The following is a 12724-nucleotide window of genomic DNA, read 5'->3' as shown; positions in this document are numbered from 1 at the left end:
TCTTGCCCGACATGAACTGCTCGAGCACCTTCTTTTCAAATTCTGTCTGTTCTTTCTTTGTCATGGTACTGTCTGAATAAAATTAATACTTCTAATCTTTTTCAGACAGAGTTCAGTTTACAGTCTCGAGAAATACCAAGAAGTATTACTTTGTTCCTAAAAAGTGGTGTACATTATTTTATGTACAGCACTTAAAAACCGTTTCTTCACTTGCCCTTAGGTTTGCCATAAGTTAATCGGAGGTCACGTAGCAAGCCATGTTTTTGCAAGCAAAAACAGCTCACTTTGTTCGCAGGCTTGTTGGGGATCCTCCCCAAACCCCAGAATTATGGCACGGCCAAAAAAGGATATTGAATCATTGAAAGCGATACGGGTCAACGTTCGGATGACGGTCAATGAATACCTGATCGTCTCTGGTAATGCGGCAACATTGGGTATGGGAATACCGGATTATATCCGAAAAAAAGTAATAGGCAGACCGCTACCGAGAACCAAGGTAACACCGGAGGATAGGAGACTGTTCGTAGAGTTGAGCCGTATAGGCAACAACATCAACCAGCTTTCCAAAAATTCCCATCTGCGCATGCACGCTCCAAAAAATCTGTCTCTACAGTTGTCAGAACTACGGAATCTTTTAGGCGAATTAAAATCAAATATCAAGGATAAATGATAGCCAAGCAGATAAAGGGAAAGGACTTTTACGGACTGTTGGCCTACAACCAAAAAAAGGTTGGAATTGGTCAGGCCTGTGTACTAGATGCCAACATCGATTTGGGCAACGCGGTGGATATGTCCAAGGAATTCAATTTGGTCAGGCAATTACGTCCCAGGTTGGGCAAAGCCGTGTATCACGTATCCCTTAACCTTCCTCCCGATGAAAAAATGAACGACAAAAGTTTTGTTTCCATGGGATTGGAGTATCTAAAAGGAATGGGATTCGACGATAACCAATATATAATGTACCGCCACGATGACCAAAGTCACCAACATATCCATATTGTGGCGAACAGGATAAAATTTTCCGGAGAATTGGTCAGCGATAGCAAGGATTACAAGAGAAGTGAGCTTTTGGTAAGGAAATTGGAAAAGAAATATGGGCTCTCCCAACTTACCGAGGAACCTTCTGTGCGAAAGGCGGCCCTAACACAAAACGAAATCGAGAAAACGCTTAGGACCGGGGACGCACCTGTAAAAAGTTTACTGCAACAACAGTTGATGGAGGCTTTAAAGCGCTCGGAAAATATAGAGGAGTTAATTTATCAATTACAGAAAAAGAATATTCAGCCAAAATTTAACATCAGTAAGACTACAGGAAGAGTTTCCGGCATTTCCTTCAGCTACGAAGGAGTTATTTATAAGGGAAGCAGCTTGGGAAGGCAATATTCATGGAACAACATCATAAAACAAATCGACTATGAACAAATCAGAGACCGTGCAATTGTTCTCCAAACTAATGCAACAGAACAAGGAGATTTTAGAGGGATTGACGCAGGTAAAGAAGGGCCAGGAGAAAATCAGAAACAATCAAAAAGTATTATCGGAAGGGCAGGGGAAGTTATTGGCCAACCAACGGATCATTTGGGACTTTCTGAAAAGGATATCCTAGGACCCGAACCGTTCAATAATTACAAAAACGAACTCGATGGTCCGCTTTGGCGAAGACGAAGAAAAAAAGGTAGAAGTAGGTAGTGAAAACCGCAAGCGTACATATAGAGCCATTGAATCTTACAGGGAAGGCATTTTGTGAGCGATTGGGTATTGCCTATAATGGACAGATAATGCAATCCTTACGAGATCAAGGATTGGTCGATTTCTTTAAAGTGGGTAAAAAATATTTGTATCCAAGAGAGGACATCGAAACGATAAACCTAAAGTTAAGGAAAGGCGAAATATCCATCAAAGTCGATAGTGGGTATTACATTACGATAAACTGACTATACAACATTAACCGAACAACCTGTTCATTTCCTCAGCCTCCTCTTTATGGTAAAAATCTTTAAGATAGTGCTGGGTAGTAGATAATTTTGTGTGTCCCAAAAGTTTAGAAATCAGTAAGAGACCGGTATCGTTTTTTACAGCAAAATCTGCAAAGGAGTGCTTAGCCATATGCATATTCACCCATTTTCCTATACCTGCTTTTTCACAAGCATTGCGCAATGCACGGTTTACGGCATTATTTGCAATATATAGTTTGCGTTCTATTTCTTCTACGTTTTTATTGTCCATTCCATACAGTGGTGGGAAGATAAAAGTGTTATTTCTGCCTTCATAATCTTTTAAAATAGCCATGGCCTTTGGAGTCAGAGGCAAGGTTCTTTTAGCCCCAGCTCTAGTCCTGGATTTACCCATAGTATAGACAATTTCATTTCCGACAATATTTTCCCATTTAAGTTCACATATATCAGAAAATCTCATGCCAGCGGTATAGAAGGAAAACAAGAACATGTCCCTTGCCTTAACCATTCCTTTAAACCTAGCAGGGATTTCCAATTCTGAAAGTCTGCTGATTTCTTCAAAGGTTAATGACTCTTTCTGTACGTTTTCAGTTACTATCGAGTAGCCTCGTATTGGGTTTTCTTTGATAATACCCATTTTCAATGCCTTATTTAAAACAGCGTACATTGACTTGAAATTTGATGCTACTGTATTTATTTTGTTTCCTTTTTCAAGCATCCACTTTTCGTAATCCTTTGCAAACTGGACTGAAAGATCGGAGAATGAAACATGGCTTGAGAATTTTTTTAGTTTATCTATATACTTCTGTTGCGTGTTGGCCGTGCGTATTTTCCCTTTTAGTTTAGCTTCATCGACAATTTGTTGGTAGAAGTCTAAAAAGGAAGTGGAGTCGTATTTTTTATTGTTTTTATATAAAAAATGTAGTCGCTTTGCCGATACCCCCTTATTGCTATAGTAGAGTTGTTGAACAGAAATAAGAAACGATTGGAGGTTGGCATTAAGTTTCTCTTCTAAGGGATGTCTTTTTATTTTTTTCTTTCTGTCATCCCATTGATTTTTTTGGATTGATATTCCGGAATCTAAATACTGAACATCTTTTTTAGAAGTCTCCATTTTAAGTCTGACCATCTGAGTGCCATTCTTCTTCACATAATGGGAAAGATAATAGTTAAAATTCATTTGTTCGTTATTTGTTCGGAATTCAATCAAATATAAACAATTATAAAGGATTATAAAAAATAAAACCCCTATGTAAAATAGGGGCTTTTGCTAGTATTATAAGGTGTTTCAGGGATTATTCCTCCATGGTGTGGTACACGTTCTGAACATCATCGTCCTCTTCGATTTTTTCCAAAAGTTTTTCCACATCGGCAACCTCTTCTTCATTAAGTTCCTTGGTCACTTGTGGAATTCTGTCAAAGCCAGAAGAAATGATCTCAATCTCCCTGGACTCCAACTCTTTTTGGATGCCCCCAAAATTTTCAAAAGGTGCATAAATATGGATGCCATCCTCATCCACAAACACTTCTTCGGCACCAAAATCAATCATTTCCAGTTCCAGTTCCTCGGGGTCCAAACCCTCTCCATTGATAGTGAAGTTACAGGTATGGTCAAACATAAATTCCACTGACCCCGAGGTGCCCAAACTACCATTGCATTTATTGAAATAGCTTCGGATATTGGCAACGGTACGTGTATTGTTATCGGTAGCGGTCTCAATCAAAATGGCGATGCCATGAGGTGCGTAACCTTCAAAAAGCACTTCTTTGTAGTCGCCCTGGCTTTTGTCCGAGGCCCTTTTAATGGCACGTTCGATATTGTCCTTGGGCATGTTCACGGACTTTGCATTCTGAATTACGGCACGTAACTTGGAATTGGCATCAGGGTCAGGACCACCTTCCTTGACAGCCATTACAATATCTTTTCCAATTCTGGTAAACGCTTTGGACATTGCTGCCCAACGTTTCATTTTTCGTGCTTTTCTAAATTCGAACGCTCTTCCCATAAAATCTTAAATTCTGGATGAAGGCAAATTTAACAAAAAATGCCCCTATGTCAAGTTGAAAAATTTTCAACCTTGAGCTACAATATCATCAATGGTTTTGGCAAGGTCAATATCCTTTTGGGTAATACCGCCCGCATCGTGCGTGCTGAGTTTTATGGTAAGGCTATTGTAGGCATTTTCCCAATTGGGGTGGTGGTTTTGTTTTTCACATACGAAGGCGATATGTGTCATTACCGAGAAGGCCTCTTTAAAGTCCTTAAAAGTGAAGGACTTCTCAATCATATCATCGTTTAGGCTCCAGCCTGATAGTTTTTTTAGGTTTTTTTCAATTTCATTGGTGTTCAACTTTTTCATAAATCTGTTTTCCTAGAAGATAACCAATTGAATTGGGATTGGAAAACTATACGGGCAGATGATGGTCAATGATCTCTTGACAACTGATACGAAGGTTCTTTGGTAGTATGTTGTCTTTGGGCAAAGCGGCCAAATATCTATCCTCATTGGTGGTGTAGACCCTTTTGTACACGGGATGGTAATTTCCCATGTGTTCAATTACCTCCTTTATGAATTCCTCGTGCTGGATGAGGTCGCTGCTGCCCAAATGGTAAATGCCCGTTTTGTTCCTGTTGATGAGGTAGTGGATTTGTTGTGTGAGCCTATCGTCATTGGTTACATTGATGATCAGGTTTGGGAATACCTCAATGGGTTCATTGTTCTCGATGTTTTCCTTGATTTCCTTGATTCTTGGCGAGGAGTTGCCAAATACCATAGGCACCCTCAAAATGGCCGTTTTTTCCTTGGGCAACCGCATCATCATGTTCTCGATTTTTATTTTGAGACGGCCATAAACACTTAAGGACAAAGTTTTGTCATGTTCGTATGATGGAAACTTGCTATAGGCATCAAAGACATTGGCCGAGGAAATGAAGTACAGTTTGGCATCGGACTTCATCAAATACTCCATTATATGTTGGTGCGCTTGAATCTGTGCTGGAAAGTTGCCCCGAAGTGATGATATGATGATGTCGGGTTTTATCTGCTCCAAAATCTGGAAAATATCATCTTCCTCCAAATCATACCTCACAAACTGTTTGTTATTGGTAAAGGAGCGATTGGAAAAGTAGGTGCCATACGTATCAAAATAGGAGCAGAGTTCCTTGTATATGGCATTGCCAATAAATCCACTCGCTCCTAATATCAGTATCTTTTTTTTATCCAAAGGCCAATCAACTGTTTTTATAAAATGGCAGTTTTACAACGGTTGCCAAAATGCTGTTTTTACGTATTTGAATATGGATGGGGGTTTCCACCTTGGAAAATTCAGTGGTCACATAACCAAGTCCGATTCCTTTGGAAAGTGAAGGCGACATGGTCCCCGAGGTCACTTTTCCAATTCCATTGTCATCAGCATCCAAAATGGGGTATCCTTTTCTTGGAATACCTCTTTCCTCTAACTGGAATGCGATCAACTTCCTTTTGGGACCTTCTTCCTTTTGCTTGGCCAAAGCCTCACTGTTCACAAAATCCTTGGTGAATTTGGTAATCCATCCCAAGCCTGCCTCAAGGGGGGAAGTGGTATCATCGATATCATTTCCATAAAGGCAATAGCCCATTTCCAAGCGCAAGGTGTCACGTGCGGCCAACCCAATCGGTTTAATGCCAAAATCAGTTCCTGCTTCCAAAACTTTGTCCCAAACTTGCTGTACTTCGGAATTCTTGCAGTAGATTTCAAAACCACCTGATCCCGTGTAACCTGTAGCAGAAATAATGACATGCTCGATTCCTGCAAAATCGCCTACCACGAAGTTGTAGAATTTGATTGCGGATAAATCCACGGAAGTAATGGATTGCATGGCTTCAATGGCCTTAGGGCCTTGAATGGCCAAAAGGGAGTAATCCTCGGAAATATTGCGCATATCCGCACCAATATCCTTATTGTATTTGGAAATGTGTTCCCAATCCTTGTCTATATTCGAAGCGTTCACCACTAAAAGATAGGTTTCATCCTTTACCCTGTATACAATAAGATCGTCAACGATACCATCTGTTTCGTTCGGTAAACAACTATACTGTGCTTTCCCCACGGTCAATTTAGAGGCATCATTGGAAGTGACTTTTTGGATAAGTTCCAAAGCTTTTGGCCCTTCGATCAAAAATTCGCCCATGTGGGAAACATCGAATACGCCCACTCCCTTTCGCACGGTCTCGTGTTCAATATTCACACCTTCGTAGGAAACGGGCATATTATAACCCGCAAAAGGTACCATTTTAGCTCCCAACGCCTCATGCGTTTTGGTAAGTGCAGTATTTTTCATTGAGTTTGTTTTTAGGATGGGCAAATTTATAGAATTAATTAAGGATACACTTGGTTTCGGGAGTTATGATTTGTATAAAATTGCAACAACTTACAATATGTAATCTGATCAAAATTCGTATTTTGATCAAAATATATGATCATGTCAAAATTAACTTTAAGCCTATTATTTGTCCTAATGATTGCTTCTCAGGCAATTTCACAGGATTTACCCACTGATTACCTACCCGCCGATTTTCATAAAGGCCGCAGGGATGCAGTAAGGGAAAAGCTGCCACCCAACACAGCAGTGGTCCTATTTGCCAATGCGGAGCGGAACCGTGCCAATGATGTGGATTACGTTTATCACCAAGACCCTAATTTTTATTATTTGACCGGTTATAAGGAACCCAATGCGGTTTTGGTCATTTTTTCCGAAGAGCAGACAGATGCATCCGGGAATACATTCGATGAAATCTTCTATGTGCAGGAGAGGGACCCTAGGGCCGAACAATGGACGGGAAAACGTTTGGGTGTGGAAGGAGTAAAGGAGCAGTTGGGCTTTGAAATGGTTTTCAATGGAAGTGAATTTGAGAATTTTCCCTTGGATTTCACATCGTTCGACAATGTGTCGTTTGTGGATTTCCATAATGATTACAGGGATAAATCGGGGAGTGCTGATCTGTTCGATTTGATAAAGACGTTCAAGGTAAAAGCAAACTATCCGGCAGATTACAATCCCGTTAGAAACGACTTGTATAAAAGGATATCCACAGCAACTTCCGAGAATAGTGAAGAAGTGGCCCAAACCATTGAAAGGTACTTGAATCGTTATCCTGAATTACAGGATGATGAGATTTTAAATGATTTTGTAAGTGCCAACAATGAAGAAATTAGGGATGAAATCAAAAATAAAGTGTTGGTGATCCAACGTTCTACCAATCTGGACTCCAGTATTTTGCCAAAGGCAATGGCCGAGTTGCGCCAAGACAAGACCCCAGAGGAAATGGAGCTTTTGAAAAAAGCCGTTGAAATTTCTGCAGTAGGTCAAATTGAGGTAATGAAAGCCATGCACCCGAACATGTCCGAGACCGAGATCCAGGGAGTGCACGAATATGTGTATAAAAAATACGGAGCCGAGTACGAAGGGTACCCCTCCATTGTAGGTGGTGGTCACAATGGTTGTATTCTCCATTACATTGAAAACAACAAGACCAAGGTTGGCGATGATTTGGTGTTGATGGATTTGGGGGCCGAGTACCATGGTTACACCGCGGATGTGACGCGAACCATTCCTGCCAATGGAAAGTTCTCACCTGAGCAAAAGGCCATATATGATATTGTGTACAACGCTCAGGAAGCTGGGATTGCTGCCAGCGTTGTGGGGGCTTCGTTCAGAGATCCGCACAAAGCATCGTACGAAGTGGTTGCCAAAGGATTGGTGGATTTAGGGATTATCAAGGAAGCCAAAGAAGCAAGAAAATATTTTCCACACGGAACATCCCATTATTTAGGGTTGGATGTACACGATCCAGGAACCTATCAAGCATTTAAACCCAATCAAGTGATTACCGTCGAACCTGGTATTTACATTCCAGAAGATAGTGATTGCGATGAAAAATGGTGGGGCATTGCTGTTAGAATCGAGGATGACATCCTGATTACCGAAAATGGACCCATCAATCTTTCGGGAATGGCACCTAGAAAGGCAGAGGAAATCGAAGAAGTGATGAAACAACCTAGTCCCTTGGACAGTTTTCAACTGCCCAAGTTGGATTAATTCTTTAGGAGGTATTGTTTTAGCTTTTTGTAAGTAGCAATGGCATGTGATTTTTTGTCCTTGTCCATTACTTTCATGATTTGTGGAGGAATCTTTGGGCTCAAACCCAAGGTTTCCTCTGCCACATCCAAAAACTTGACGGGATGTGCCGTTTCCAAGAAAATACCATAGGTGCCGGGATGGGATTTTTGATATTCCTTGAGTCCCAAATACCCCACGGCACCATGCGGATCTAGTACATATCCCGTATTGGAATATACCTTCTTCATGATTGCTTTGGTATTCTCATCGGTAAAGGAGTATGAGGAAAGGCTTTCTTGTAGCGTTTTCAAATCATCTTGGTACAAATGCCTGATTCGGACAAAATTACTCGGGTCTCCAACGTCCATGGCATTGGAAATGGTCGCTATGGAGGGCATGGGTTCGTAAACACCATCTTTCATGAATTTGGGCACCACATTGTTCACATTGGTGGAGGCCACAAAATGTTTGACGGGCATTCCCAATTTTTGGGCCACCATTCCTGCACAGATGTTGCCAAAATTCCCTGATGGCACCGAAAAGACAATTTCCTTGCCTTTTGATTTTGCCTGTTTGTAGGCAAACAAAAAGTAGAAAAGCTGGGGCAGCCATCGGGCGACATTGATACTGTTGGCCGAGGTCAATTTTTTATGATCCGTGATTTCGGTATCCAGAAAAGCGGTCTTTACCATGCGTTGGCAATCATCAAAAACGCCATCCACTTCCATGGCCTCGATATTTTGGCCCAAGGTGGTCAATTGTTTCTCTTGGATCTCGCTTACTTTTCCACTAGGGTAGAGGATGACTACTTTTACACCATCCACTCCTAAAAAGCCATTGGCAACGGCACCACCCGTATCTCCCGAAGTGGCCACGAGAACCGTCACATCTTGTTTTTCTCCTTTGGAGAAGTAGCCAAGACAGTTGGCCATAAATCGGGCTCCAACATCTTTAAAAGCCATAGTGGGACCATGGAAAAGTTCCAAAGTCGCCACATTTTCTTCTATGTTGACCACAGGAAACTCAAAATCCAACGTATTGGCGATGATCTCTTTCAAGGCCTCATCAGGAATGTCATCGCTCACAAATTGATGAATGGCCTGAAAGGCGATTTCTTGATTGGAAAGCTCTTCAATATGTTCAAAAAAATCAGCAGGAAGCGGTGTGATGCTCTCGGGAAAGTAAAGTCCCTTGTCCGGGGCGATTCCTGCAATGACGGCCTCTCTGAACGAAGCCTGTATGTTTTGGTTGTTGAGACTGTAGAATTTCATGGATTTAAGCAATTTTCTTTACGCCTTGGCTATTTACTTTGGAAATATGGATGTCGAAATCCACTGCAATGTTTTGATAGGTTTTTTTCATGGACTCGGCCACCTGTTTGGCAGTTTCCTCTCCTTTGCTCAGAGCAAAAATAGAAGGCCCCGACCCGGAAATCCCGCTTCCAAGGGCGCCTGCTTTTAAGGCATTGGCCTTAATGTCATCAAAAGCTGGAATAAGAATGGAACGAATGGGCTCCACAATGTGGTCGTGCAGTGAGCGGCCGATAAGATCATAGTCGTTTTGGAACAGTCCAGCGACCAGCCCGCCCAAATTGCCCCATTGTTGAATGCCTTGTTGCATGGAAATCGTGGTCTTTAAAATTTTTCGGGAGTCTGAAGTCTTGATCTCTATCTGTGGATGGATTACCGTGGCATACAGTTCCGATGGTGTTGGAATCGGGATAATGTCGAGCGGCTCATAGCTTCGAACCAAAGTGAACCCTCCGTATATGGCAGGAGCAACATTATCGGCATGGGCCACATCGCTGGCCAGTTTTTCCCCTTCCATAGCAAACTGAACCAGTTCGAGTTTGGAAAAGGGATTTCCCAATAGTTCGTTCATGGCCCAAACGGCTCCCGTTGAACTTGCAGCACTACTACCAATTCCGCTTCCCGGTTTTATCCGTTTATCGATTTCAATTTCAAAACCACCATCGTAATCACTTTTTGCCAAAAGGGCCAAACCGGCTACCCCTGCCACATTTTTCTCCGCTTCCATAGGAAGGTCCTGTCCAATTATTTTGGAGATTCGAATTCCTTTGTCAGCAGTTTTGCGAACCGTCATTTCATCACCCACGGAGTCGAGCGCTAAACCAAGTACATCAAAACCACATGATACATTGGCGATGGTCGCAGGGCAAAATACTTTTATTTTCTCCATGGCTTAAAAGTTTCCGATTCGAACGATATCCGCAAAGATACCCGATGCAGTAACATCGGCACCCGCACCGGCACCTTTTATGATCAAGGGTTGGTCCACATATCGGTCTGTATAGAACAGCACTATGTTATCGCTACCCTCTAAGTTGTAAAAGTCGTGTCCTTTTGGGATTTGTTTCAGGCCAACTTTGGCCTTTCCATCCTCAAACTGAGCCACATATTTTAGTTTGCAATCGTCATCGGCTGCATCTTTGTACAACTTTTGAAAGTCGGCCTCATATTTTTTCAAACTTTCAAAAAAAGCTTCGTTGGAGTTGGCTTCCAAACTTTCCTTAGGTAAGAAGGCCTCGTTTTCGATATCCTCAATGTTCAATTGATAACCACTCTCTCTGGCTAAAATAAGAATCTTTCGCATCACGTCCACACCACTCAAATCGATGGTAGGGTCCGGTTCTGTGTATCCTTCTTCTTGCGCCTGTTTTACCACATCATGAAAGGTGGTGGAATCATCAAATGTGTTGAAGACAAAATTCAAACTACCGGATAACACTGCCTGTATTTTTCTGACTTTGTCGCCAGAGGCAATCAAATGCTTTAGGGTGTCGATGATGGGCAGTCCTGCACCCACATTGGTCTCGAATAGATAGGGAGCATTGTATTCCTTGGCCAAGTGTTTGAGTTCCTTATAATATTCGTAATCCGAAGAAGAGGCAATTTTATTGCAAGTGACCACGGAGATACTGTTTTTGAGATAGCTTGAATAGCTTTCGGATACTTCAGCACTGGCCGTATTGTCCACAAAAATACTGTTGCGATAGTTCAGTGTATTGATGCGGTCAAAAAATACTTCCTTGTCCGCCGGTTCTCCCTGATTTAGGATATTTTCCCAATCCTTTAGCGGTATTCCATTTTCATCAAAGGCCATTTTTCTTGAATTACTAATGCCGATCACACGTACGTTGAGCTTTAGTTCTTCCTTTAAATATTTTTTCTGCTGACGTATTTGTTCCAAAAATTTAGAACCCACATTGCCCACGCCCATCACGTATAGGTTGAGCTGCTTGATGTTTTCCTCGAAAAAAGTTTCGTGCAACGAGTTGAGCGCTTTTTTTACATCTTCTTTTTTGATGACGGCAGAAATATTACGTTCCGATGCCCCTTGTGCAATGGCACGGATGTTCACATTGTTCTTACCCAAAGTGCTGAACATTTTACCGCTCAAGCCTTGGTGGCTTTTCATATTGTCACCTACCAAGGCCACAATGGTCAAATCTTTTTCGACGATTACGGGTTTAATTTTTTTAGTGGCTATTTCGTATTCAAAAGTTTCGTTTACCGCTTCGGCCGCCAAGTCCACGTCCTCATCTGCAATGCCCACGCAAATGGAGTGTTCTGATGATGCTTGTGTGATCAGAACAATACTGATGTTCTTGACTGAAAGGGTTTCGAAAAATCGTTTGGATATGCCAGGAATCCCGATCATGCCGGGCCCTTCCAATGATAGCAGACTTATGTTGCCCACATGACTGATACCGCGAACTGTTTTACCGTTTCCATTGTTGTTTTTTGCGATGAGGGTACCTGGCTTTTCAGGGTCGAAAGTGTTTTTGATGGCAATCGGAATTGCTTTTCCCAATACAGGTTGAATCGTTGGGGGATATAACACTTTGGCACCAAAATGGGAAAGCTCCATGGCTTCTTGGTAGCTGATATGGGCCACACATTTTGCCTGTTTCACCAATTTTGGATTAGCGGTGTACATGCCACTGACATCGGTCCAGATCTCAAGAATTTCCGCATTTATGGCTGCTGCGATAATGGCAGCGGTATAGTCGGAACCACCTCTTCCCAGAGTAGTCAAATCCCCACTTTTGCTGGAGGCTACGAATCCGGGTAAAATTGTTATCTGGTTTTTAGTGGATGAAAAATAGGTCTCACAATTGGTATTTGTGATATTGAAGTCCACATTTGCCTTTCCGAAATTATTGTCGGTTTTAATGAGTTCCCTGCTATCCTTAAAAACAACGTCCAATCCTTCGCATTTCAAAAATTCACTGATAATGAAGGATGACAACAGTTCGCCGTAGCTTACGATTTTATCGGATAGTTTTGGAGTGAGTTCGCCAATCAAAAAAGCGCCCTCAAGTAAGGTTTCCAGAATATTGAGCTCACTTTTCACTTTGCTCAGGGCAGCACTTTGTGAAGTAACAGGAATCAATTCCCTGATGGCGGAAATATGCCTGTCCTCAATTTCCTTTAGGCTGTTTTTGTAGCTTACATCTTGCTGTGATGCTAAATGCGATGCATTCAGAAGGAGGTCGGTTACACCCCCAAAAGCTGATACAACCACGGCTATTTGGTCATTTTTTTGATTACAAAGGATGGATTTGACCTTATTTATATTTTCTGGATTTGCAACGGAAGTGCCTCCAAATTTTAAGACTTTCATGATGAAATATTATTGAAAAAAG

General features: G+C 41.8%; 12 protein-coding genes. 4 read left to right on the top strand and 8 right to left on the bottom strand.

Annotated features, from left to right (window positions below; genetic code table 11):
- Positions 1 to 328: 328 nt before the first annotated feature.
- From PY092_RS18150 to PY092_RS18140, 3 genes are read left to right on the top strand one after another with little or no spacing between them, the layout of a single operon-like run.
- Positions 329 to 670, top strand: coding sequence for a plasmid mobilization protein (locus tag PY092_RS18150; protein WP_097440231.1), 342 nt, complete (start codon positions 329 to 331; stop codon positions 668 to 670).
- Positions 667 to 1689 (top strand): relaxase/mobilization nuclease domain-containing protein, encoded by a 1023-nt coding sequence (locus PY092_RS18145; protein WP_275617178.1) that lies wholly within the window; start codon positions 667 to 669, stop codon positions 1687 to 1689. Before PY092_RS18150 ends, PY092_RS18145 begins: the two co-directional genes overlap by 4 nt.
- A complete protein-coding gene (locus PY092_RS18140; protein ID WP_097440229.1) occupies positions 1689 to 1934 on the top strand; it encodes a MerR family transcriptional regulator in 246 nt (81 codons plus the stop codon). The genes PY092_RS18145 and PY092_RS18140 overlap by 1 nt, the downstream gene beginning before the upstream one ends.
- Before the next feature lie 10 nt (positions 1935 to 1944).
- On the opposite strand, the gene PY092_RS18135 is transcribed toward PY092_RS18140, so the two are convergent.
- From PY092_RS18135 to gcvT, 5 genes are all read right to left on the bottom strand, one after another.
- Entirely contained in the window at positions 1945 to 3135 is a 1191-nt protein-coding gene (locus PY092_RS18135) for a tyrosine-type recombinase/integrase (protein ID WP_275617177.1), read from the bottom strand.
- 115 nt (positions 3136 to 3250) lie between these two features.
- Positions 3251 to 3961, bottom strand: coding sequence for a YebC/PmpR family DNA-binding transcriptional regulator (locus PY092_RS18130; RefSeq protein WP_275617176.1), 711 nt, complete (start codon positions 3959 to 3961; stop codon positions 3251 to 3253).
- Positions 3962 to 4027: 66 nt separating this feature from the next.
- Entirely contained in the window at positions 4028 to 4315 is a 288-nt protein-coding gene (locus tag PY092_RS18125) for a 4a-hydroxytetrahydrobiopterin dehydratase (protein ID WP_275617175.1), read from the bottom strand.
- Between the two features lie 46 nt (positions 4316 to 4361).
- Positions 4362 to 5180, bottom strand: coding sequence for a sugar nucleotide-binding protein (locus PY092_RS18120; protein ID WP_275617174.1), 819 nt, complete (start codon positions 5178 to 5180; stop codon positions 4362 to 4364).
- A 7-nt stretch (positions 5181 to 5187) separates the two neighbouring features.
- Positions 5188 to 6276, bottom strand: a complete 1089-nt coding sequence (gene gcvT, locus PY092_RS18115) for a glycine cleavage system aminomethyltransferase GcvT (RefSeq protein WP_275617173.1) — start codon at positions 6274 to 6276, stop codon at positions 5188 to 5190.
- Between the two features lie 141 nt (positions 6277 to 6417).
- Between gcvT and PY092_RS18110 the strand changes: the two genes are divergently transcribed.
- Positions 6418 to 8034, top strand: coding sequence for an aminopeptidase P family protein (locus PY092_RS18110; protein ID WP_275617172.1), 1617 nt, complete (start codon positions 6418 to 6420; stop codon positions 8032 to 8034).
- Here the strand turns inward: PY092_RS18110 and thrC are convergent.
- From thrC to thrA, 3 genes are read right to left on the bottom strand one after another with little or no spacing between them, the layout of a single operon-like run.
- Entirely contained in the window at positions 8031 to 9326 is a 1296-nt protein-coding gene (gene thrC, locus PY092_RS18105) for a threonine synthase (RefSeq protein ID WP_275617171.1), read from the bottom strand. The two genes, PY092_RS18110 and thrC, sit on opposite strands and share 4 nt — an antisense overlap.
- Positions 9327 to 9330: 4 nt before the next feature.
- Entirely contained in the window at positions 9331 to 10254 is a 924-nt protein-coding gene (locus tag PY092_RS18100; protein WP_275617170.1) for a homoserine kinase, read from the bottom strand.
- A gap of 3 nt (positions 10255 to 10257) precedes the next feature.
- Entirely contained in the window at positions 10258 to 12702 is a 2445-nt protein-coding gene (thrA, locus tag PY092_RS18095) for a bifunctional aspartate kinase/homoserine dehydrogenase I (RefSeq protein WP_275617169.1), read from the bottom strand.
- Positions 12703 to 12724 lie beyond the last annotated feature (22 nt).

This window comes from Flagellimonas yonaguniensis (assembly GCF_029193885.1).
Taxonomy (GTDB): domain Bacteria; phylum Bacteroidota; class Bacteroidia; order Flavobacteriales; family Flavobacteriaceae; genus Flagellimonas; species Flagellimonas yonaguniensis.
The sequence above is the reverse complement of the archived record's forward strand: the minus strand, read 5'-3'. Positions and strand labels throughout refer to the sequence as shown.